This is a genomic window from Marinococcus halotolerans DSM 16375, assembly GCF_000420725.1.
Classification (GTDB): domain Bacteria; phylum Bacillota; class Bacilli; order Bacillales; family Marinococcaceae; genus Marinococcus; species Marinococcus halotolerans.
The window spans coordinates 20,078-44,313 of the sequence record NZ_ATVM01000001.1; the positions used below are offsets into that span (position 1 = coordinate 20,078).

General features: G+C 54.8%; 20 protein-coding genes. 19 read left to right on the plus strand and 1 reads right to left on the minus strand.

Annotation, left to right across the window (positions count from 1 at the left end):
* Nucleotides 1-4: 4 nt before the first annotated feature.
* The 19 genes from G548_RS0100205 to G548_RS0100300 all read left to right on the plus strand — a co-directional run bounded on the left by G548_RS0100205 (nt 5) and on the right by G548_RS0100300 (nt 23,081).
* Nucleotides 5-664, plus strand: a complete 660-nt coding sequence (locus G548_RS0100205; protein ID WP_022792127.1) for a YneB family resolvase-like protein — start codon at nt 5-7, stop codon at nt 662-664.
* Between the two features lie 68 nt (nt 665-732).
* Entirely contained in the window at nt 733-972 is a 240-nt protein-coding gene (locus tag G548_RS0100210) for a DUF896 domain-containing protein (protein WP_022792128.1), read from the plus strand.
* A 187-nt stretch (nt 973-1,159) separates the two neighbouring features.
* A complete protein-coding gene (gene tkt, locus G548_RS0100215; RefSeq protein WP_022792129.1) occupies nt 1,160-3,145 on the plus strand; it encodes a transketolase in 1,986 nt (661 codons plus the stop codon).
* Nucleotides 3,146-3,346: 201 nt separating this feature from the next.
* Nucleotides 3,347-3,571, plus strand: coding sequence for a YneF family protein (locus G548_RS0100220; protein ID WP_022792130.1), 225 nt, complete (start codon nt 3,347-3,349; stop codon nt 3,569-3,571).
* A gap of 60 nt (nt 3,572-3,631) precedes the next feature.
* A complete protein-coding gene (locus tag G548_RS0100225; RefSeq protein ID WP_022792131.1) occupies nt 3,632-5,383 on the plus strand; it encodes an ABC transporter transmembrane domain-containing protein in 1,752 nt (583 codons plus the stop codon).
* The gene (locus tag G548_RS0100230) at nt 5,383-7,170 is read left to right on the plus strand and encodes an ABC transporter ATP-binding protein (RefSeq protein ID WP_022792132.1); all 1,788 of its coding nucleotides are present in this window, start codon (nt 5,383-5,385) and stop codon (nt 7,168-7,170) included. The genes G548_RS0100225 and G548_RS0100230 overlap by 1 nt, the downstream gene beginning before the upstream one ends.
* Before the next feature lie 100 nt (nt 7,171-7,270).
* Nucleotides 7,271-7,783, plus strand: coding sequence for a CcdC family protein (locus G548_RS0100235; protein WP_211218991.1), 513 nt, complete (start codon nt 7,271-7,273; stop codon nt 7,781-7,783).
* A gap of 18 nt (nt 7,784-7,801) precedes the next feature.
* Complete coding sequence (locus tag G548_RS0100240) at nt 7,802-8,239, plus strand: YueI family protein (protein ID WP_022792134.1); 438 nt, start codon at nt 7,802-7,804, stop codon at nt 8,237-8,239.
* A gap of 212 nt (nt 8,240-8,451) precedes the next feature.
* Nucleotides 8,452-11,190, plus strand: coding sequence for an aconitate hydratase AcnA (gene acnA / locus G548_RS0100245; protein WP_022792135.1), 2,739 nt, complete (start codon nt 8,452-8,454; stop codon nt 11,188-11,190).
* A gap of 196 nt (nt 11,191-11,386) precedes the next feature.
* Entirely contained in the window at nt 11,387-13,750 is a 2,364-nt protein-coding gene (locus G548_RS16910; protein WP_022792137.1) for an AAA family ATPase, read from the plus strand.
* Entirely contained in the window at nt 13,725-14,192 is a 468-nt protein-coding gene (locus G548_RS16915) for an acyl-CoA thioesterase (RefSeq protein ID WP_022792138.1), read from the plus strand. The genes G548_RS16910 and G548_RS16915 overlap by 26 nt, the downstream gene beginning before the upstream one ends.
* On the plus strand, nt 14,176-14,496 hold the full coding sequence (locus G548_RS0100265) for a hypothetical protein (protein ID WP_022792139.1): 321 nt from the start codon (nt 14,176-14,178) through the stop codon (nt 14,494-14,496). The genes G548_RS16915 and G548_RS0100265 overlap by 17 nt, the downstream gene beginning before the upstream one ends.
* Before the next feature lie 21 nt (nt 14,497-14,517).
* The gene (gene nadE / locus G548_RS0100270; RefSeq protein WP_022792140.1) at nt 14,518-15,345 is read left to right on the plus strand and encodes an ammonia-dependent NAD(+) synthetase; all 828 of its coding nucleotides are present in this window, start codon (nt 14,518-14,520) and stop codon (nt 15,343-15,345) included.
* A gap of 142 nt (nt 15,346-15,487) precedes the next feature.
* Nucleotides 15,488-16,396, plus strand: a complete 909-nt coding sequence (gene metA, locus G548_RS0100275) for a homoserine O-acetyltransferase MetA (RefSeq protein WP_022792141.1) — start codon at nt 15,488-15,490, stop codon at nt 16,394-16,396.
* Between the two features lie 80 nt (nt 16,397-16,476).
* Nucleotides 16,477-17,751 carry an EAL domain-containing protein gene (locus G548_RS0100280; protein WP_022792142.1) on the plus strand — a complete coding sequence of 425 codons (1,275 nt, stop codon included), beginning with the start codon at nt 16,477-16,479 and terminating at the stop codon, nt 17,749-17,751.
* 63 nt (nt 17,752-17,814) lie between these two features.
* Entirely contained in the window at nt 17,815-21,516 is a 3,702-nt protein-coding gene (locus G548_RS0100285) for a dynamin family protein (RefSeq protein ID WP_022792143.1), read from the plus strand.
* A gap of 43 nt (nt 21,517-21,559) precedes the next feature.
* Nucleotides 21,560-21,895, plus strand: coding sequence for a cyclic-phosphate processing receiver domain-containing protein (locus G548_RS0100290; protein ID WP_022792144.1), 336 nt, complete (start codon nt 21,560-21,562; stop codon nt 21,893-21,895).
* A gap of 81 nt (nt 21,896-21,976) precedes the next feature.
* Nucleotides 21,977-22,267 carry an iron-sulfur cluster assembly accessory protein gene (locus G548_RS0100295; RefSeq protein WP_022792145.1) on the plus strand — a complete coding sequence of 97 codons (291 nt, stop codon included), beginning with the start codon at nt 21,977-21,979 and terminating at the stop codon, nt 22,265-22,267.
* Between the two features lie 13 nt (nt 22,268-22,280).
* Nucleotides 22,281-23,081, plus strand: coding sequence for an ABC transporter ATP-binding protein (locus tag G548_RS0100300; protein WP_022792146.1), 801 nt, complete (start codon nt 22,281-22,283; stop codon nt 23,079-23,081).
* Nucleotides 23,082-23,222: 141 nt separating this feature from the next.
* On the opposite strand, the gene G548_RS0100305 is transcribed toward G548_RS0100300, so the two are convergent.
* A complete protein-coding gene (locus G548_RS0100305; protein WP_022792147.1) occupies nt 23,223-24,206 on the minus strand; it encodes a zinc-binding dehydrogenase in 984 nt (327 codons plus the stop codon).
* Between the last annotated feature and the right edge of the window lie 30 nt (nt 24,207-24,236).

A 24,236-nucleotide genomic window follows, 5' to 3' on the forward strand; every position in this document is an offset into this window, starting at 1 on the left:
ACACATGAAAACCTGCATTATTTATGCCCGGGTAAGTACGGAAAAAGAAGAACAGCAGTCCTCGCTTGCCAGACAGCAGGAAGAGCTCGAGGCTCTTGCGGCTGCGAATGGCTGGGAGGTACAGCAGACCGTCACAGAACAGGAAAGCAGCTATTCGGTGGAACGGGATGGGCTTCTCCGTGTGTTTGAACTCCTCGATGACACCGGGGCGGATACGCTGCTTATCACCGATGACACGCGCCTTGGACGTGGAAACGCTAAAATTGCCGTGCTCCATGAACTGCAGAAAAGGGGCACGTTTATCTATACAGTAAAAGACAGCGGAGAGCTTGAAATTGCGGATACGGATCATATGATTATGGAGATTTTGTCTATTGTGGAAGAGCATCAGCGCCGGCTGCATAATTTTAAGATTAAACGGGGGATGCAGCGGGCGGTGGAAAACGGGTATCACCCGGAAGAAAACTTCGGTCTGAACCGCAGCGGGGGCCGGAAGAAAAAAGAGGTTCCTATTGAAGAAATTGTTAAACTGAAACAGCGGGAGCTGACGTTTAAAGATATTGCCTCCACGCTCCGCGGCCTTGGCTACGATATTTCCAAAGCGACGGTGCACCGCCGTTATAAAGAATATGAACATCAGCGTGCAGACACGGATCCGCAGTGATTTGTTTGCGGTACGGCGCTGTTTTTAATATAATAAAAAAGGAACGCACATTTTAAGGGAGGCAACTTATGCTTTCGAAAGAAAAAATTGACAGAATTAATGAGTTGGCCAAACGTCAAAAATCGACGGGACTCACGGCTGAAGAAGAAGAAGAACAGCATGCGCTGCGTCAAGAATATTTAAGTAAATTCCGTTCTTCGTTTAAAAACCAGCTCGAAAACGTTAAAGTGGTGGATGAAGAAGGCACGGACGTAACTCCGAGCAAGCTTGAGCGTGTCAAACGCCGGAACCGCAGCTTCCGGCATTAAGAGAAAAGAAAGGCCTGGTCTTAAAAAAGAGCAGGCCTTTTGATTTTCTTCTTTCTCTATGAACCCGCTTGTGTAATCGTTTTAAAACCTTTATCATAAAAGCGTACATGAACACGGAAATTCCCGCGGATTCAACTCACAGGTGCGGGTTTCCACCCAAAAATACATACAGTGGAGGGACATATGCATGGCAATTAGCACAGAACAATTAGCAATTAATACGATCCGGACGTTGTCCATCGAAAGCATTGAAAAAGCCCAGTCGGGTCACCCGGGGCTTCCGATGGGCGCCGCGCCGATGGCGTACGCGCTCTGGACCAAAGCGATGAACCATAACCCGGGCAATCCGTCCTGGTTTAACCGCGACCGCTTCGTGCTGTCCGCCGGACACGGATCGATGCTCCTATACAGCATGCTGCACCTGAGCGGCTACGACCTGTCGCTCGAGGAACTGAAAAACTTCCGCCAGTGGGGAAGCCAGACGCCGGGCCACCCGGAGTACGGACACACCGCCGGCGTGGAAGCAACGACCGGCCCGCTCGGGCAGGGACTCGCCATGGGTACCGGCATGGCGATGGCCGAACGCCACCTGGCGGCCAAGTACAACACCGACGACCACGCGGTCGTGGATCATTTCACGTACGTGCTCTGCGGAGACGGCGACCTGATGGAAGGCGTGGCGTCGGAATCGGCCTCGCTCGCCGGCCACCTGAAGCTCGGCAACCTCGTGGTGCTGTATGACTCCAACGACGTGTCCCTGGACGGGGCGCTCCACCAGTCGTTTTCCGAAAACGTGCTGCAGCGCTATGAGGCGTACGGCTGGCATACGATCTTTATCGAGGACGGCAACGACGTCGATGCCCTGGAGGCAGCGATCGAAGAAGCGAAGCAGTCCCCGAAGCCATCCATGATCGAAGTGAAAACCGTGATTGGCTACGGAGCACCGAACAAAGGCGGCACCAATGCCGCCCACGGCGCGCCGATCGGTGAAGACGAGTACAACCTGGTGAAAGAAGCCTATCAGTGGGAATACGACGCGTTTCACGTTCCGCCGGAAGTGACCGAGCTGTTTGACGAAGTGAAACAGGCCGGCGCGAAGGCCGAACAGGAATGGAACGAGCTGTTTGACGCCTACAAGCAGGCGAATCCGGAACTCGCCGAAGAGCTCGAGCAGGCGATTGCCGGCAAGCTGCCGGAAGGCTGGGATGCGAAGCTGCCGGTCTTTACGGATGAAAAAGTCGCGACGCGTGCCGCTTCCGGTGACGTGCTGCAGGAAGTAGCGGCAGCCGTGCCGTCCCTGTTCGGCGGATCGGCGGACCTGGCCGGCTCCAATAAGACGCTCATCAAAGCGGAGAATAATTTCAGCCGCAACGACTACACCGGCCGCAACATCTGGTTTGGTGTCCGGGAATTCGCGATGGCCGCAGCCGTCAACGGCATCCAGCTGCACGGCGGCCTGAAGCCGTTTGGCTCGACCTTCCTGGTCTTTTCCGACTATCTGCGTCCGGCGCTGCGCCTGAGTGCGCTGATGGAGCTTCCGCTCACCCAGGTGTTCACCCACGACAGCATCGCGGTCGGCGAAGACGGCCCGACCCACGAGCCGGTGGAACAGCTGGCTGCTCTCCGCGCGATTCCGAACCTGAATGTCATCCGTCCCGCGGACGGCAACGAAACGGTCGCGGCGTGGCGCGTGGCGATGGAAAGTGAAACAACGCCAACGGCGCTTGTGCTGACCCGTCAGGGCGTGCCGACGCTGGAGGATACGAAGGAAAAAGCGGTCGAAGGCGTACGCAAAGGGGCCTATGTGATCGGCGAACAGGCCGAAAGCCCGGACCTGCTGCTTGTGGCGGCCGGCTCCGAAGTGTCTCTCGCGGTGGACGCGAAAGCGAAGCTGCAGGAGGACGGCTGGACGGTCAACGTCGTCAGCATGCCAAACTTCCATGCGTTCGATCATCAGTCCGAGGACTACCGCCGCTCGGTGCTCCCGGACGGCGTACCGGCGATGGCGGTGGAAATGGGATCGTCCTTCGGCTGGTACAAGTACGTCGGCTCCCACGGCTCCGTGTACGGCATTGACCGCTTCGGGGCGTCCGCGCCGGGCGGGGAAGTCGTCGAAAAGTACGGCTTTACCCCGGACAAGGTCGCAGACGCCGCCAGACAGCTGATCAAATAACTATGTGTTGGGGAAAAGCAGCCCGCAGGCTGCTTTTTCTTATTTTATCTTCATCGAATGGGAAAAACGGAAAGCATGGCTGAATCTTTCGAATCGGTGCTTTCTTTACATAAAAGAATGCGTTATAATAAACAAGGTCTGTTTAGAGACACTAACAGGAACACGTATATATGTTAGGTATTCGGGAAAGGGGTAAGACACATGGGCTGGCTATGGTTAACAATTATCGGCATCGTCATTTTACTAGTTGGTATAGCCATCGGTTTCTTTATCGCAAGAAAAACGATGATGAATTATTTGAAAAAGAATCCTCCTATTAATGAACAGATGCTGCGCGTCATGATGATGCAGATGGGGCAGAACCCGTCCCAGAAAAAAATCAACCAAATGATGAAAGCAATGCAGCGACAACAAGATAAGAAATAACGGTCAGCACCCTTCTAGCTTCTAGAGGGTGCTTTTTTATCCATAGAGAGGGTGAGGCGAATGCGCGCTTTTTGGGATTTGCGCTGGTTTTTCTGGCAGGAGCGCTTTAAGTACAGCTTCGGCATTCTGCTGCTTGTCATTGTGGCACTGCTGTCGCTTCTGCCGCCGTATGTGGTCGGGGTGGTGGTGGACGCCATCGAACAAAACCGCCTGACGACCGGAATGCTTGCCGGCTGGATGGGGGCGATGGTCGCGGCTGGAATATGCATGTACGTGCTCCGGTACGTATGGCGTATTATGATTTTTGGTTCCTCGCTCCATCTTGGCCGTACGCTTCGCTATAATCTGTATCAGCACTTTACGCGGATGAGCAGCGATTTTTTCGGGCGGAAGCGGACCGGGGATTTGATGGCGCATGCCACCAACGATATTACAGCGGTCCAGATGATGGCCGGACAGGGCGTGTTAACGATTGTGGACTCGCTCGTCATGGGAGGGTTCGTGGTTTTGGCCATGGCGGTTGGCATCAGCTGGCAGCTGACGCTGATTACGCTGTTGCCGATGCCGCTGATGGCGCTGTTGACGAGCTGGTACGGCCATCTGCTTCATCAACGGTTCGGTGCTGCCCAGCAGTCTTTTTCGCAGCTGAACAACCGGACGCAGGAGAGCATTTCCGGCGTGAAGGTAACAAAAACGTTCGGCTACGAACAAGAAGACATCGAAGCATTTGATGAGCAGTCCCGTGACGTCGTAAATAAAAACGAGCGGGTCGCCCGCATTGATGCCCTGTTTGATCCGACGATCACGCTCATTATCGGCGTCTGCTATCTGCTTGCGATTGGGTTTGGGGCCGGGTATGTGACTGACGGAACCATTACCATCGGTCAGTTAACGACGTTCAGCGTCTATCTGGGCATGCTGATCTGGCCGATGCTTGCGTTCGGGTGGTTTTTTAACATTATTGAACGCGGCCACGCCTCGTATGACCGGATTCGCAGCCTGATGGCCGAACGGACCGATATTACCGACCAGAAAGCCGGAGTGGATAAAGTGCCGGCCGGGGCGGTGCAGATCGACATAGACGAATTTTCTTATCCGCGGGCGGAAACGAAAGCGCTGCACGACATTCACGTGTCGGTGCAGCCGGGACAGACGATCGGGATCGTCGGGCGGACCGGCAGCGGGAAAACCACGCTTTTGCGGCTGCTTCTGCGTGAGCTGAAAAGCGGGGACGGAGCCATTACGATCGGCGGGACCCCGGCGGAGGCCTATTATCTGGACACGTACCGACTGGCGTTCGGAAACGTCCCGCAGGAGCATTTCCTGTTTTCGATGACGCTTGCAGACAATATCGCGTTCTCAAATCCCGAAGCCACCCAGCAGGACATTCAGCGCGCGGCCGGGCTTGCAGCCATTCATGACGATATCGTGGCGCTTCCCTACGGCTATGCGACAGCTGTCGGTGAGCGCGGCGTTACGCTTTCCGGAGGCCAGAAGCAGCGTATTTCGATTGCGCGGGCGCTTCTGCAGAATCCGGAAATCCTTATTCCGGATGACGCTCTTTCCGCTGTGGACGCAAATACCGAGCAGCAGATCCTCGAAGCGCTGAAGCAGGAGCGGAGGGGAAAAACAACTTTTATCGTCACGCACCGCATGAGCACGGTAAAAGAAGCGGATGCGGTATGGGTAATGGAGCACGGCACCATTGTTGAGCACGGGTCCCATCGTGCATTAATGGAAGCCGAAGGCATTTATGCAGAAATGGTGAAGCGTGAAGAGCTGAAGGCCCAGGTGGAAAGGGGGGACCGCTGATGCTGCACGAAGATAAAGTGTTAACCAAACAGGAGCAGCGGGCGATCGTGAAGCGGCTCTTAAAATACGCAGGAGTGCATAAACGGCTGCTGGCGTTTGCCTGTACGTTTCTCGTCATCGGGGTCGGGGCGGAGCTTCTCAGCCCGTATCTCGTAAAGATCTTTATCGACAGCTACGTGACACCGGGAGTGTTTCCGGCGGGTGAATTAACGTGGCTGGCGTCCATTTTTGCGGCAGCCACCGTGCTTTCCGCGGTAATGGTGTATTTTCACACCTACTGGTTTCAGCGCATCGCCCTGAAAAGCATCCAGCAGATCCGGGTCGATGTGTTTTCGAGCGTCGAGGGCGCATCAATGCGTTTTTACGACCAGACGCCGTCCGGAGCGCTTGTGAGCCGGATCACCAACGACACCGAGCGGATCCGGGAGCTGTACATGGAGGTGCTCTCGACCTTTATCCAGAACGGGGTGTTTCTCGTCGGGGTGCTTATCGCCATGTTTTTTCTGGACGTCCGCCTGGCCGCCGCCGCGATACTGATTATGCCGCTTCTGCTTCTTCTGATGATGCTCTACCGCCGCTACAGCGCCAGGTACTACGGCGAGATGAGTGGAAAGCTGAGCCGGCTGAACACGAAAATTAACGAAAGCCTGCAGGGCATGTCGGTGATCCAGCTGTTCCGGCAGGAGAGCCGGATGAAGCAGGAATTTTCCGGGATCAATGACGCCCACTACGAAGCCGGGCTGAAAAGCATGAAAATCGACGGCCTGCTGCTTCGCCCGGCGATCGACCTCGTGTCGGTGCTGGCGCTCGTCGGCGTACTGTCGTATTTTGGCATTTTATCCATGGAAGGGGCGGTGCAGGTCGGGGTGATTTATGCCTTCGTCAACTATTTTGAGCGCTTCTTCGAACCGGTGAATGAAATCATGCAGCAGATGTCGCTGTATCAGCAGTCGATTGTGTCCGCCGGCCGGGTGTTTCATTTAATGGATGTGACCGGCCAGGAATCAGCAGTCGCCCGGGACCGGCAGACCGGGGAGGCGTCAGAGAGCGGAGAGATTGAGTTTGACCACGTGACGTTCAGCTATGACGGCGAGCATCCGGTCCTCCGGGACATTAACCTGTCGGTCAAAGAAGGCGAAACCATTGCAATTGTCGGCCACACCGGCAGCGGCAAAAGCTCCATCATTAACCTGCTGCTCCGGTTTTACGAACACGATGCCGGTACCATTTTCCTCGGCGGAAAGGAGCTGCAGCGCTGGCCGGAGCAGGCGCTGCGCCGCCACGTTGGCCTCGTGCTGCAGGATCCGTTTTTGTTTACCGGCACGGTGCGCGAAAACATTGAGATGCACAACCACGGACTAAGCGATGAGGACGTGCGGCAGGCAGCTGCTTTTGTCGGCGCGGATCAGTTTATTGAAGCACTACCGAACCAGTACGACGAGCAGGTGGGCGAGCGGGGAAGCTCGTTTTCAAACGGCGAAAAACAGCTGATTACGTTTGCCCGTACCGTGGCCCATGACCCGAAGGTGCTCGTGCTCGATGAAGCAACGGCCAACATTGACAGCGAAAGTGAAGCGGTGATCCAGCAGGCGCTTGCGAACCTCGTGGAGAACCGGACAACCATCATGATCGCTCACCGGCTGTCCACGATCCGGCATGCCGACCAGATTATCGTGCTGCACCAGGGCGAAATCGCCGAACGCGGCACGCACCAGGAGCTGCTTGCCTCCGGGGGGCTGTATGAGAAAATGTACCGGCTGCAGCATGAAAATGAAGAGGTGCTGTAAAAGAGCGAATAATTGCGAGCCGCCGCTGCGGGGTGTATCATAAAGGCAGGAAAGCCTTCATGTGATACACCCTATTTTTATAGAAAGGAAGGCGGCCGAAGTGAGCACACTGCTGATTATTACGACCCTCACGGCCTTTTTTATGGCTTCTGTCGTGATTGTTATCCGCATGAAAGCCATCAAGCAGCCCGCGACTTTTAAAAAAATCGTGCTGCCGCCGTTTTTTATGGCGACGGGAGCGCTGATGTTTGTTTATCCGCCGGCGCGGCCAACCGGACTGGAAGTCGGCGAGGCGCTCCTCGTCGGATTTATTTTCTCCTTTCTGCTGATGGCCACCACGTCGTTTGAAATAAGGGAGCGCCGGATTTTTGTGCGCCGGTCCAAAGCCTTTTCCTTTATTCTGGTCGGCCTGTTAATCGTACGTACGATTATTAAGCTGATCATCGGCGATGCCATTGAGCCGGCGGTGCTTGCCGGAATGTTTTTCCTGCTGGCCTTTGCCATGCTTGTGCCGTGGCGCGTCTACATGGCCGTGAAATACAAACAGCTTGAAAAGGTTCTTCAGCGGGACCCGGAGCCTGAGAGCTCTGTATCCTCCCGCCATTCATCTTAAGGAAAGGGAGAAGTGCCGATGTCAAACGATGTAAATGAACACCTGCAAAATGAAATTCATGGCAAAAAACTGCCCAATGAAGCGGAGCGGCGTCTGTATCTCGATACGTACCGGGAACGCGTTATCCTTGCGCTGACGAAAAAACAGGTGATGGAAAAAGGCATACGCCAGGAAGTGCTGAATGCGATGCATGACCGGAAGGCGAAAGAAGTGTTGGTCGACGGTCACCTGAGCCTCGAAGCGCTGCGGCCGTACCGGAAAGCAGCCGAAACCCGGCGCGTACCTTACCGGCGCGTCACGCTCGACGACCCGGAGGGCACCTACGGCCTGGTCGTCACCTCCGACACGGCCATTAACCGTGAGGACGTGTTTGCCGAGGATGAGCCGGAAGAGAACAGCGGAGAAGCAGCCGCGGGAGAGAAAAAACCGTGGTGGAAAAAGCTGCTTGGCATCTGAAAAACGAAAAAGAGGCAAGCGTTTTCCGAATTTTTATCCGAAAATATTTATCTTTGAGGAAAGTTTTGCTATTCTATGAAAGTGGGTCGAGAAACAGATCAGGAAAGGCGGCAGTGAAGTAATACAGCTGCAGGCCTTTCTGCTTATCCTCATCTACTTTTTCGACAACGTTATTGGATTGTTGTATAATAGATCAAGAAGGAGGGGTACATATGGCTCAAAATCAAGACGTATTCAATGCTCGCAAGGCTTTTGAATCGAATGGCAAAACGTATCACTACTACGACATTAAAGCTATTCAGGATGCAGGAGTCGGCGATGTATCGAAGCTGCCATATTCCATTCGTGTGCTGCTCGAATCTGTACTAAGACAGTTGGACGGACACGTAATTAAACAGGAACACGTAGAAAGCTTAGCAAAATGGGGTTCGGAAGAAGGATCCAAGTATGACGTACCATTCAAACCATCCCGCGTTATCCTCCAGGACTTTACCGGGGTTCCGGCAGTCGTGGACCTTGCATCACTGCGAAAAGCAATGAATGATTTTGGGGGAGACCCGGATGTCATCGACCCGGCGATTCCGGTTGATCTTGTGGTGGACCACTCGGTACAGGTGGACCGTTACGGTACTAATGACTCGTTAAACCAGAACATGAACTTTGAATTTTCGAGAAACGAAGAGCGCTACAAGCTCCTCAGCTGGGCGACCAAAGCGTTTAACAACTACAGCGCTGTGCCGCCGGCTACAGGCATTGTGCACCAGGTGAACCTGGAATATCTTGCCTCCGTCGTACACACGAAGGAAACTGAAAACGGCGAAGTGGACACGTATCCGGATACGCTCGTCGGTACGGACTCCCACACGACCATGATCAACGGCCTCGGCGTGCTTGGCTGGGGTGTTGGCGGTATCGAAGCGGAAGCGGGCATGCTGCAGCAGCCATCCTACTTCCCGGCACCGGAAGTGGTCGGAGTTCGTCTCGTAAACTCCCTGCCGAATGGTTCAACAGCGACAGACCTGGCGCTGCGCGTTACCCAGCGGCTCCGGGAAACGAACGTTGTCGGCAAATTTGTAGAATTCTTCGGCGAAGGTCTGGCGGAAATGCCGCTTGCTGACCGGGCGACGATTTCTAACATGGCACCGGAATACGGCGCGACCTGTGGATTCTTCCCGGTTGACGAAGAAGCGCTCAACTATCTGCGTCTGACCGGCCGCGACGAAGAGCATGTGCAGCTTGTTAAAGACTACTGCAAGCACAACCACATCTTCTTTGATCCATCCGAAAAAGAACCGCAGTTCACCCAGGTGATTGAAATTGACCTCGCGGAGATTGAACCAAGCCTGAGCGGACCGAAGCGCCCGCAGGACCTGATTACTTTATCCGACATGAAAAAACAGTTCAATGAAGCGCTGACGGCTCCAGCCGGCAACCAGGGATTCGGCCTGTCTCCGGAGGAGATCGACAACGAAGCGACAATCGAACATCCAAACGGCAAAACGTCGACGATGAAAACCGGGGCGCTCGCCATCGCAGCCATCACAAGCTGTACGAACACGTCCAATCCATACGTGATGATCGGTGCAGGCCTTGTCGCCCGTAACGCGGTGGAGAAAGGGCTTGAAGTACCGGAATACGTTAAAACGTCGCTCGCGCCGGGTTCCAAAGTTGTGACCCGCTATCTCGACGATTCCGGCCTGATGCCGTATCTGAACGATCTCGGGTTTAACCTGGTCGGCTACGGCTGCACGACATGTATCGGTAACAGCGGCCCGCTGCTCGAAGAGATCGAAAAAGGGATCACAGACAGCGATCTCCTTGTTTCCTCTGTACTGAGCGGTAACCGTAACTTTGAAGGACGGATCCACCCGCTCGTCAAAGCCAACTACCTGGCATCGCCGCCGCTCGTTGTAGCTTACGCGCTGGCTGGTACGGTGGACTTTGATATGTACCGTGATTCATTCGGCAAGGATAAAGACGGCAACGACGTATACTTCAACGACCTGTGGCCGTCCGCGACCGAAATCAAAGACTTTATCACGCAAAACGTGTCTCCGGACCTCTTTAAAGAAGAGTACGAGAATGTCTTTGACAATAACGAGCGCTGGAACGAGCTGCAATCGGACGAAAATGCGCAGCTGTACGACTTTGACGATGAGTCCACGTACATTCAGAACCCGCCGTTCTTTGAAGAAATGTCCAAGGAGCCGGAAGATATTAAACCGTTGGCTGCTCTGCGGGCCGTGGCGAAATTCGGCGACTCGGTTACGACCGACCACATTTCCCCGGCAGGGTCCATCGCAAAGGACAGCCCGGCCGGCCGCTACCTGATGGAAAAAGGCCTCAAGCCGGCGCAGTTTAACTCGTACGGCTCCCGCCGCGGTAACCACGAAGTGATGATGCGCGGAACGTTCGCCAACATCCGGATTAAAAACCAGCTGGCGCCTGGCACAGAAGGCGGTTATACGACCTACTGGCCAAACGGCGAAGTGCTGTCCATCTATGATGCAGCGATGAAATACAAAGAGGAAAACACTGGCCTGCTTGTAATGGCCGGCAAAGATTACGGCATGGGAAGCTCCCGTGACTGGGCAGCGAAAGGAACAAACCTGCTCGGCATTAAGACTGTTATTGCGGAAAGCTTCGAGCGTATTCACCGCAGTAACCTTGTGCTGATGGGCGTGCTCCCGCTGCAGTTCCAGGAAGGGGAAAACGCTGATTCTCTTGGCTTGACCGGAGAAGAGCAGTTCGATGTGAAAATTGATAATACCGTAAAACCGCATGACATGATAGACGTCGTTGCTACTGACCAGGACGGCAAAACGACTACCTTCCAGGTGGTTGCCCGTTTTGACAGTGACGTTGAGATGGATTACTATCGTCACGGTGGTATTTTGCAGATGGTTCTCCGTAACAACCTTGAAGCGGCAGAAGCAAAACGCAATCAGTAATTGCTTAAAAGAAGGCCCCGGTCCGCCGGGGCTTTCGTTTGAAAGGCATTTAAAATTTCACATACCGTAATGATAAAATTTGTCACACATTCTTCAACCTCTTATAATAAAAATAAGGACTAATGCGTGTTCAACCAGGGAATACGATAAAGATGACAACTCATTTTCGTCCTTTTCCCGATAGGGGGTGCCTTTATTGCAAATTAACGAGCAAAATAACATTTACGATATAATCGATAGATGGGAAAAAGAAGAAAATAATATTACGGTCAAACGGGCCTACGAGTGCATCCGGACGCTCGAAGAAAACGAGCAGCCCTCCGGCTGCGCCCGCGTATATGCGCTGATGGCCAGAGACCGGTGGAAGCACCAGCGCCGGTTTGATCCGATGATCCGCAACTGGCTGCAAAAAGCAGAGGAGCTCGACGATTCGGTGCCGCTTCTGCAGCAGCTGCGGCCGATGGAGCGGATCGACAGCATCCAGGAAAACATTCTGGACACCCAGCTGACGCCGCTGCGCGAAACGGATCCGGCGTCGGCCCGCTACCGCGTGGCTGAACAGCTGCGCGAGCAGTGCCGCCAGATGATTCAGTATCTCGATGACACGCTTGACACGTGGAATCCGGAAGAATTGACAGTGGACTTTTTGAACGTGGTGGAAAACGAACACCTGCGCGAGCTCCCGTTTCTGCTTGAAAACATCAAGCAGGCGTGCGAACGGCTGGCGTCGAGTGCCCAGGCCTATATGGATACGGCGTCGGGGTCGTTTTATTCTCCTGAAGCCGTTCGCGAAATTAAAGAAGCGATCAGCCATGTGGAGCAGCTGAAGGAAAAATGGAACGAGGCGTCGAGCTCCCTCACGAAGGTGGGCGAGGAGTATGCCGACCCGCTTGAAGAGCTCAATGACATGATCGGGCTTCACGGCGTGAAGTCCCGCGTGCATAACATGTATCATTATCTGCAGTATCAGAAGCGGCGCAAGGAGCAGGGATACCAGTGGAAGGATGAACGAAGCCTTCATATGATCCTGACGGGAAACCCCGGCACGGGTAAAACCATGCTCGCCCGCCTGCTGGCTAAAATTTATCACCAGCTCGGCCTGCTGCAGCGCGATGAAGTGCTCGAAACCGACCGTTCGCGTCTCGTCGGCTCGTACGTCGGCCAGACCGAGGAAAAAACAATGGCGCTGATCAAGGAAGCGGTCGGCGGCGTTCTGTTCATTGATGAAGCCTACAGCTTAAAACGCGAGGGCATGGCTGGAAACGACTTTGGACAGACGGCGATTGATACCCTGGTTTCTGCCATGACGAGCGGGGAATACGCCGGTACGTTTGCCGTTATTCTGGCCGGCTACCCGGAAGAAATGCGGCAGTTTCTGCACGCCAATCCGGGACTTCGCAGCCGGTTTCCGGAAAGCAACCATATTCATCTGCCCGACTACAGCATGGATGAGCTGATGGAAATTGGAGAAAAGGTTGCGCTTGAAAATGACTTTTTCCTGAGCGAGGAAAGCAAACGGGTCCTTGAAGAGCGGATCGAAAAAGAACAGGTGGACGAAACGTTTGGCAACGGCCGGACCGTGAAAAATATTGTGCTCGACAGCATTTTCCAGAAAGGGGCGGCGATCGGCAACCAGGACTATATCGGCATCGATGACTTTTCGCTGCTGACGGCCGATGACATTCAGGAGCCTGAAGGCGAACAGTCGAAGGACAAACGCTCTGCCGTCCAGCAGCTCGATGACTTTATCGGCCTTGACCATGTGAAGCAGGAAATGAAAAAGCTGGCCTCCTTTATCCGTGTGCAGCAGCAGCGCCGCGAAGAAGGCGCGCCGACTGTGCCGATTCAGCTCCATACCGTGTTTTCCGGGCCGCCGGGCACCGGCAAGACGACGCTTGCCCAGGTGTATGCCGGTATCCTGAAGGAATACGGGTTTTTAAAGCGCGGCCACTGCATCGTAGCCGGCCGCAGCGACCTGGTCGCCGAGTACGTCGGCCAGACAGCCGCGAAAACGAAACGCAAGGTCCGCGAAGCCCTCGGCGGGGTACTGTTTATTGACGAAGCGTACGCCCTGATGTCGAGTTCGCGGAGTGACTTCGGCCGCGAAGCGATGGATACCCTCGTCGAAGAAATGACCAAGCACGACGAAAATCTGGTGGTTGTGCTTTCCGGCTATCCGGAGCCGATGAAGCAGCTGCTTGAAATGAATCCGGGTCTTGAATCCCGCTTTAAAAAAACCTTTTACTTCCCGCCGTACACGCCGGAGGATCTGGCAGAGATCACAGAGCGTTCGGTGGAGCGTTTTGGCTATCATTTTGAGCCGGAGGCGCGCGAGCTGCTTGAAAGCAGATACGCCGTTTCCAACACGGACGGCAACGCCCGGCTCGCCGAAGACGTGGCCGAAGAAATCTTTCAGCAGCAGGCCTTCCGGCTGTTCCAGTCGGAGGAAAACGATGAAGACCTGCACGAGCTGACGGCTGAAGACGTGAAGCATGCGCTTGAAGTACGGGTGAAATCTGAAGGAGAAGAAGGACATGAAGAGCGTTCATACACCAATTGAAGTACGATATGCTGAAACGGACCAGATGGGCATCGTCCATCACGGCTCCTATGTGGTATGGTGCGAAATCGGACGCACACACCATATGAAGGAGATGGGCTTTTACTATCCGGATATTGAAAGGGCCGGCTATTTGTTTCCGGTGCTCAGCATTAATATCGATTACGAAACGCCGGCCGTCTACGGCGAGGATGTGGAAATTGAAACGTGGATTGATTCTTATGACGGAGTGCGTGTAAAATATGGGTATATTGTGACTAACGCTAAAAACGAGACGTGCATCCGGGCGTTTTCAAGCCACGTGTGCGTCCGCAAGGAAACGTTCAAACCGGTGGCTATCCGAAGGGCACTGCCGGACTGGCACGAGGCATACAACCGGCTGGCGGCGTCCACAGCCGCCGGGTCTGCCAAAGGCGGTGGAGATGATGGCATTTGGCATTAAAGCCCAGGAACTAAGAGCCTGGAAACGAAAGGCTGCCGCGGGCGAGGTCGCCCTCTTAACGCACTACTGGTATGACCCGCGCTTTCCCGACTGTGATACGGTCACAAAAGCCTCCTGCCGGGACGTGGAAACACTTGCGCGCTGGGGCAGGCAGTACGGCTTGAAGGCCGGCTGGATCCATTACCGCGACGACTACCCGCACTTTGACCTGCTGGGAGATTACGAAGCGCACATTCTGTCCGAGGAAAAACAGTGGGCGCAGATGCAGCGGTTTGGTATTCAGGCTCCTCGTTCAAACAAATAATTTAATCTGGAGGCACGATCTATGAATGCAACGCAGAATGAAATTATTGAAGCACTGCAGACGACGCCGGAGATTGACCCGAAGCAGGAAATCGAGCGCCGCGTGCACTTTTTAAAGGAATACGCGAAGCAGGCCGGGGCCAAAGGCTTTGTGCTCGGCATTTCCGGCGGCCAGGATTCGACGCTCGCCGGCAAGCTCGCCCAGATGGCGGTCGATGAGCTCGAAACCGAGCAGGCCGTGCCGTTTAAATTCGTCGCTCTTCGTCTGCCGTACGGCAAACAGCATGATGAAGATGATGCGGCAAAGGCACTTGACTACATTGAGCCGCAGGAAACGTATACGATTGACGTGCAGCCGGGCGTGGACGCGTCGGTGCAGGCGTTTGAACGAGCCCTCGGAACCACCATGTCCGACTTTATCAAAGGCAACACCAAGGCCCGGGAGCGGATGAAGGCCCAGTATGACGTCGCCGGGGCCGAAGGGCTGCTTGTGCTCGGCACCGACCATGCGGCAGAAGCGGTCACCGGCTTTTATACGAAGCACGGGGACGGCGCCTGTGATGTGGCACCGCTGTTTGGCCTGAACAAGCGGCAGGGCAAAATGCTGCTGCGCGAGCTCGAGGCACCGGCGTCGACGTTTGAAAAAGTGCCGACCGCTGATCTTGAAAGCGACCGTCCCGGTCTTCCGGACGAGGAAGCGCTCGGGCTGACGTACGACCAGATTGACGACTTTCTCGAAGGCCGCAGCATCGATCCTGAGGCCCATGACCGGCTGGTGGATATGTATAACAAAACGGCGCATAAACGGGAGCTGCCGGCATCGTTATACGATACGTGGTGGAAAGAATAACAAGCGTCTGCGGATGGTCCCTTGCGGCCATCCGTTTTTCACAAATACAGAAATACTGGACGCCGGGCGCGATGTTTGATATACAGATAACAGAAAGAAAAGGAGAGAACACCGAAATACGCTAAAGGAGTACGATAGTGCCATGCCTATTAAAGTGCCTGACTATTTACCGGCCAAGGATACGCTGGAAAAAGAAAATATTTTCATCATGAACGAAAGCAGGGCCTATCTGCAGGATATCCGCCCGCTGAAAATTGTCATTTTAAACCTGATGCCCCTAAAGGAACGCACCGAGACCCAGATTCTGCGGATGCTCAGTAACACGCCGCTGCAGGTGGACGTATCGTTTCTGCATCCGGACACCCACCGGTCCAAAAATACGCCGCGCGAGCATCTGTCGTCGTTCTATAAAACGATCGATGAAGTGCGGAGCCGAAAATTCGACGGCATGATCATTACCGGCGCTCCGCTTGAAAAAATTCCATTTGAAGAAGTGGACTACTGGGAAGAGCTGCAGAGCATTCTCGACTGGAGCGACCAGAACGTCACGAACACGATGCACATCTGCTGGGGCGCCCAGGCCGGGCTGTACCACCACCACGGCATCGATAAATATCCGCTCCCGAAAAAGCAGTTCGGCGTGTACCCGCACTATATTAACGGACGCAATGAAAAGCTTTTGAGCGGGTTCGACGATCAGTTTTACGTGCCGCATTCGAGGTACACAAAAACGAGACGCGAGGACGTGGAAGCCTGTCCGGACCTTGATATTCTGTCGGAATCCGACGAAGCCGGGCTGTATATCGTAGCGACCAAGGACCGCAAGCGGATTTACGTGACCGGCCACAGCGAATACGATGCAGAAACCCTGCGCGACGAATTTGAACGCGATATGCGTCGCGGCCTGGGGACAGAGGTGCCGGAAAACTACTTTCCGGACGACAACCACCTGTATTCCCCGCTGAAAATGTGGCGCGCCCACGCGACGCTTCTGTTTACGAACTGGCTGAACTACTATGTGTATCAGGAGACGCCGTTCGATTTTGCCTAAAACTGTTTCCAATTTGGAAACAGTTTTTTCAGTCGGCGGAGAAAAGATGATATAATAGACGCGTATGTGAACAGCAGGCAATGATAAAATGGCAGAGCCGCCGAAGACTGAGAGCAAAAGATTGGGTGATGGAGTTGGATGCGCTAGATGTATTGATGAACAAGGAACGGATCATGGTATACTTTCAGCCGATACTGAGTGCAGATAAGCTGGAAATTTCTGCGTATGAAGTGCTCGGCCGCTTCCAAAACGACAACGGGAACGCCGAAACGCTCGAGAGCTGCTTTCGGGACCCGGGCGTGCCGTGGGAGTACAAGCAGGAAATCGACCGTGCCGTGCACCAGGCTGCCCTGGATACCTTTGTGACCGGAGAGCGGACGGACATGATTTTTTTGAACGTGGATGCGGCCACCATCCTGGGCGACGGAGGAGACGGGCTCGTTGAATTTCTGCTCGGCTACGAAGAAAGGGGCATCGCCCCGACCTCGATCTGCCTGGAGCTGAAGGCGACGGACTTTCAGCAGGACCTGTCCCGCCTGAAGCATTTTATGCAGTATGCTCAGAGTGCCGGCCTGTCGATTGCGATTGACAATCTCGGCAAGGAAGCGATTCATCTGGAGCAAATTGCCTACTTAAAGCCGAATGTCCTGAAGGTGGACGTGACGTTTTCTGAAAATTTTGCCGTCCCGAGCATTTACCGGGACGTGCTGCATTCGCTATCGACGCTGTCGAGAAAAATCGGGGCTTCGCTTTTATTTGAAAAGATCGAGTCCTTTAATCAGCTGAATTACGCCTGGAGAAACGGCGCCCGGTACTACCAGGGATTTTATCTGGATAAGCCGAAAGAAACGTTCATTGAAAAGGATCAGTTTCAGGAACGGATGAAAAAAGACATCCACCATTTTATTGATGTGGAACGCAAAAAAATTGAAGCCCAGATCCAGCTGACCGCCGAGCTGAACAAGCGGCTGAACGACCGGCTCAAGCACGCGGACGTGATGGAGGACATTGACGGCTGGACGATGAAAACCGCCGAGTCGCTCGAGGAAATGAGCTTTAGGGTGTACGTGTGCGACCGGGAAGGGTATCAGCTTTCCGGCAACGCCTCGCGTCAGAGCGGTGAAGCCTGGGAATACCGGACGGAGGAGCGCAACCGCAACTGGAGCTGGCGGCCGTATTTCCTCGAAAACATTGTGCGCATGAACTTTGAACAGCGGGGGATTCTTTCTGATATGTATACGGACTTTCACAGCGATGAAATGATCCGGACGTATTCCCATCCGATCACGGAGGATCTGTACGTGTTTGTGGACATTCCTTATGCGTTTTTGTATGAAAAAGATTATCTGCTGTAAACAGCGCCGGCTTCTCCTTCTGCGGAGGGGCGGCGTTTTTACATAAAAAGGAGCGCGGTATCGGTGCAGCGGCCAAGTCTTGAAATGTATCAATGGAATAATGACACGGTCCGGAGCTTTTTCTCCCGGCATACGTTTTCAGAGGCAGCGGTCGCGGACGGCCTGGAAGAGCTTCAGGCCGCGGCGGCGCTGAGCGAAGAGGAGCAGAAGGACCTTGAGCGGCTGAAGGCGAAAAACAGCGCGGCGGCGTACCATGTGCTCGTCTGCGGCCATTTTTCCGCCGGTAAAAGCACGCTGATCAACCGGATGCTCGACGGAGAATGGCTGCCGGCCCACCCGGTGCCAACGAGTGCCAATATCGTTTCGTTTACGACCGGAAGCGCTTCCTCCTATGAGGTGACCACCGGCGGAGAAACAACGGCCGTACCGCCCGGGGAATGGACGAACGCATGGATGATGGCCGGAGAGACCGAGCGGGTGGAAGTGAAGCATCCTGCCCTTCCGCTGCCGCCGGGGGTGACGCTTTTTGACACGCCGGGCATCGATTCCACCGAATCGGCTCATCAGCGGGCGGCGGAGTCGGAATGGATGGTAGCCGATGAGCTGTTTTACGTCACCGACTACCAGCAGGTGGAGTCGGAGGAAAATTTCTTATTTCTGCAGCAGCTGAACGAGCAGTACGTCCGCCCGTGTCTTATCGTGAACCAGGTGGATAAGCATGAGGAGGGGGAGCTTTCGTTTCAGGCGTATCAGGACCGGATCCGTCAGAGCCTGGAGCGCCGGCAGATCGAATACGAAGCCATTTTCTTTGTGTCCGCTCTTTATCCGGAACGGACCGCTGCTTCCTGGAAAGCGCTGCAGGAGAAAATGCTGCCCGAGGGTTCCCGGGAGCGGGAGGAGCGCATCCGGCAGACATGCGCCTCGAGAGCCTATTACATCACGGTTTCCCATTTAAAGCGGCGTCTTGCTGCTGCGGAGCCGGATGGGGACATGCAGCGCGTCTGGGAGACGTTTTCCACACCGGGGGCCCTTTACGAGGCACTCTTAGCCGACGAAGAGGCCGCCGGCGAGTTCAGGCACTGGGAAACGAAGGCGGAAAAAGCAATGCGCCGGACCATCCACGACGGCTTTGCCCGTGCCAAGCTGATGCCCTATCATACCCGGGCCGCCGTGCACGCGTATTTGGAATCCCGCCTGGTCACGTTCCGGGTGAAAAGCTGGCTGGGCACCCGGAAGACAGCCCGGGTACGGAAAGAGCGCGAGGCCCGGGTGCTCGAAGAACTGAATGAAAACATAAAAAACGAGCTCGAAAATCATTTAAAACGTGACATGAAGCAGACCGCCGAACGGTATGCGGGCAAAAGCCCGGAGGTGGAAGCTGCTATTGATGCCATGAAGGTGCGCGCAGACTCCGCGATGCTCGAGGAAGCGGAAAATAAGGGAGCGCGTCTCACGGAGGCCTATGCAAGAACCTACTGCCGCACGCTCGAGGAAAAAATGCAGACAGCGTACCGGCGCCAGCTCGCCGAATGGATGCCGCTGTTTTTAGAGAAGGCTCATGCCCACAAACAGACGGAAGCCGAGCGCCAGGAATCAAACGCGGCTGCCCATCGGCAGGCATGGCGGGCCTACGAAGCGTGGCGGGAGGAATTTTATCAAGAGAAGGAGCTGCTCGAAGCCCAGCAGCAGTGGTGGGCCCAGGAGGCGGTTCCGCTCGCGCAGCCGGAAGAGCGCGAGCCGGTCATGCAGGCCGTGGCCCCTTCGACGGGTGCAGAAGGTTACTCGGTGCAGGAATGGTACCGGGATTATCTGGACCGCGCCGGCCGGGAGCGGTCCTCCCTCGCAGATCCGGAGGCCGAGGCAGAGAAGTGGCAGAAGCTCGCCCGTCTCGTGCAGCCGTATGCGCCGCTTGAAGGCTTTGCCCAGAGGCTTGAGTCCCGGGCAAGGCGGCTTCGGGAGCAGGCGTTTCGTGTTTCCTTTTTCGGCGGCTTCAGCGCCGGAAAATCCACCGTGGCCAACGCCATGGCCGGAGAAGCCGTTCTGCCGGTGTCAGCGAACCCGACCACAGCAGCCATCACGCATATGAAAGCGCCGGACGACCGGCACGCAGACCGGAGCGCGGTCATTTATTATAAACAGCAGGCTGACGTCCTGCAGGATATGAATGACCTGCTCGCGCCGTTTGAGGTGCGTCTTTCGCATGTGTCGGAGTGGCACAGCCGGTACGCCGCCTATGAAGAAGAGGTGCAGGAGCGGGCGGAGAAGGCTGAAAAGCAGAAACGGACGGAGCTCGAGCAGCAGCACCTGGAGCCGCTCGCGTTTGACGCCATGCGGGAGGAAGAAAAAAGGATGCTTGATCAGTATGTGGCGTCCTATGAAAAGCAAAAAAGCCGTGCCGGCCGTCCGGATACGGTGTCCCTGGAGGCGTTTCAGCAGGCCGCAGGCACTGAAGAAGCCGCCATGATGATCGAGCGGGCGGATGTTTACCTTTCGACAGGGTGGACCGAAAGAGGAATGGAAGTCGTTGATACGCCCGGCATCCATTCCGTGTACCAGCGGCATGCGGACATTTCGTTTCAGGAAATGAAGCGGGCGGACGCTATTTTGTTTTTATCCTATTATAACCATGCGTTTTCCCGCGGGGACAAAGCGTTTTTGGAACAGCTGGCTGCGGTGAACCAGACCTTTTCCTATGATAAGCTCCTTTTCCTGGTTAATGCATCGGACCTGGCCGCGGGGCGCCAGGAGCTCGAAGAGGTTCTTCACTACGTCCGGCAGGAGCTGTCCGCGATTGGCATCCGTGAGCCACTCGTCCTGCCTGTTTCCGGGAAGGTATCGCTTCAGGATAAAACGGCCGGCGGCCTGGAAGGGTTCGACGCCGTGTTTGAGCAGTTTCTTTTCTCGACGCTTGAGACGACTGTCATGAAAGAGGGCAGCCGGGAAGCAGCGGAGGTGCTGGCCTATGTGGAACGAGCGCGGGCACAGGCGGAACGGACGGATGCCGAACAGGAGCAGGAAAAGCAAAACGATATCGCACAGCTCGAGCAGTTCATCACACAGGACAAATGGACAGAATCATGGAAACGGATCGAACAGCGGCTCACGGAGGAAACGGAGGAGTTGTTTTTTTACGTGCGCCAGCGCCTGTTTTATTACTACCGGGAAGAATTTATGTTTTGGTTTTCACGGGCTTACTTTTATGAGCAGCCGTCGTTTCGCTCTCAGCTCCGCCGAAAAACGACGGAGGCGGTGCAGCAGGTGCTGCAGCGGTTTTTGCAGGAAACAAGGATCACCTCCGCCCGGATTGAACAGTGGATGCAGCGGACCATGGACGAAGAAGAACAGCACTGGAGACAGCAGCTTCCGGATCATTTGCGCTATGTATTTTCGGGGGAGCAAGCAGCTTTTCCGCCAATCGAATTCTCCCCGCCGGAGGTGCCGGCAATTGCAGAAGCAGTGGAAGGCGAGTGGAAAACGCTGACCCACCATGATTTCTTTATGAACGGGCAGAACAAAGGGTACCGGGAGGCGCTGGAACAACAGCTGCGTCCCGTCGTCGAAGAAGAACTGCAGATCGTTAAAGCAGAGGTCTACGCCTGGGCAGAGGCAGCCGCCCGGGCCCGTTGGGAAGAGCGCACCGCTGACTGGGAAACGGCGGCCCGCCGGCAGGCGGAGTGGCTCCGGCAGGAAAAAACAGGGGAAAGCGAACGGCAGTGGGCCGAGCTTGAAGCAGAGGTCCGGAGGCTGGTTGGACAGAAAGAGTGAGTGTGTTATAATACAAGTACTCTGTAAGACAAAGGATGGGGACATGAACGGAACAAATATTTTTTTAGACGACGTCCGACAGTCTCCGGAGAATCACGTATTAGTGAAAACAGCAGAAGAATGTATGCGACTGCTGCAAAACACGGCTGATGTGAGTCATCTGTCGCTTGACCACGATTTGGGAACGAAGTACTTTAATGGATTTTCCGTCGTGCTGTATTTACTTGAAAAACAAATTATCCCTTCAAAAATTACTATACACTCAGCTAATGCAGTTGGCGGTAAACGGATGTACCGGAGACTGATGGAAGCACGCAGGTCCGGGGAACTTCCGGAACGAGTGAAGATTCTGCACCGGCCGCTTCCATTGAATGCCTAAAAAGAAGCCTTTCAGGGCTTCTTTTTTTATATACCGGGACAAGCTTTGCTATAATGAACAGAGGAAAAGGAGGCAGAAGCTATGCAAATACATGTAACGGACCGGGCGAAAGAGGCGATCCGCCGTCTCGGGGACAACCAGACGATAACGATTGCCTATGAATTCACGGGAGGGTGTCAGGGGCTTCAGGAATTCCAGCTGCACGCCTCCCCGGGTACAACACCGGACGTCCGGGCTGCCGATGAAGACACCCTGCATCTGATCGAGCCGTCGCCGGTGCTCGACTATCACCCAACGCTCAAGTGGATGCTGAAAAATAAAAACCAGACGATCGCAAACAATATTCATTTGTATGAACACACCGAAGCGTAAGGAGGACCAGGCAATGGAGCGTTTAGTGGACATGAAAAACGTCAGCGTCCGGACCAACGGACGGGTCAGGCTTGAAGACGTTTCATTTGAAGTCAATCAGGGCGAGCACCGGGCGCTGCTCGGCTTGAACGGATCCGGCAAAACCACCCTGCTGCAGGCGATTTTAGGGCAGGTTTGGGCCACGGAAGGCGTAGTGCATACCTGGTTTGGCCGTCACGGCAGGGTGAACATGCAGGATCTCCGCCGGGAAATCGGTATCGTCAGCAACGCCCTCGATGACCAGTACCAGCACCGGGCGGGGGAAACCGCCTTTAATGTCGCGTTAAGCGGTTATTTTGCGAGTATCGGTATTTACGAGCAGGCACCGGAAGAAATCACCGCCCGGGCGGAAAACGCGCTGCACACGTTTGGGGTTTCCCAGTACAGGGATGTGCCGTACGCAGCGCTCTCGCAGGGAGAGAAGCGCCGGGTGATGCTTGCGAGAGCCTGGACAACAGGAGCAAAACTGCTGCTTCTCGACGAGCCATGCACCGGGCTTGATGTAAAGGGAAGAGAAGAGCTGATCGCAGGGCTTGAAGCATCACTGCAAAACCCCGAGGCCCCGACGGTACTGTATGTAACCCATCATCTCGAAGAACTGCCGGGAGCTGTGGAAGCTGCAACGATTATGAAAAACGGACGGGTGCAGGCAGATGGGAAAAAACAGGACGTGCTGACAGATGAGGAAATTTCGACCGCATTTGACGTAAACGGAAGCATCCAGTGGCATGAACAGCGGCCGTGGTTTATCATCGGGGGAGCGCCGATACGCTGACGCCGAACCTAGCTGTTCGGTTAACAATAAAAATTTCAATTACCGTAATTAATATAAATAAAAAAATATATAATTAAAGAGTCAAGCAAAAATGCCAAAAATAAGCCCCTTCCTAATACAGGAAAGGGCCCGGGAATGTGGTTATGCCTCGAACGACGCGACGATTTTCCCGCGAGTATGACCGTCCTGCATGTCCTTTAACGCATCCGGAATATCACTAAAGCTGACGGTCCGGCTGACGGAAGGCTTCACTTTTCCCTGAGAAGCCAGTTCTCCAAGCTCCCGGGCGATGAACCCGAGATCTTTAATCTGCGCTTCGTCATCGGAGCGGTACACAAACCCAAGTGCCACTTCATGAATGGAAGGGGCGAGCGTTTTCGCTACGTAGTGGGAAAGATCCGGCCATTCCACAACAGCAATCAAATGCCCGTTGAAGGCAAGATAATCCAGTGCTTCTGTGGCCGTCTGCTGTCCTACCAGATCAAGCACTACATCAACACCGCGGCCGTCGGTCCATTTGTGTACTTCCTCCACCACATTCTCCCGGCGGTAGTCCACCACATGATCGGCGCCCAGGTCTTTGACATAGTCCGCATTGTCACTCGAGCAGGTGGAAATGACCGTAAGGCCGAGGTGCTTGGCGAGCTGGACGGCAAAGCTGCCGACACCGCCGGATCCGGCCTGAATCATAATCGTCTGCCCGGGGCGAAGCGGCGCCTTCCGGTACAGCGACTGGTAGGCCGTGAAACCGGCTGTCGGCATGGATGCTGCTTCCACATGCGTCAGTCCTTTGGGCACGGATGAAACCACATCTGCACGCGTGGTCGTAAATTCCGCAAACCCGCCGTCCTCTGTCATATTTCCGTGATAATACACTTCATCGCCGACCGACCAATCGGTTACCTCCGCGCCGACGGCATCGACTACCCCGGAAACGTCCAGCCCCGAAACATGAGGGAACGACCATTCCGGGAGGGGAGAGCCCATTAATTTATAATCAACCGGATTTAATCCAACGGCGTGTACCTTGATCCGGAGCTCATGAGCTTCCGGCTCCGGCATGTCGATATTTTCTTCCTTTAACTGACCGGGTCCTCCGGCTTCATTCAGTACAAGTGCTTTCATTCTATCAGCCTCCTGTTCATCTATACCTTC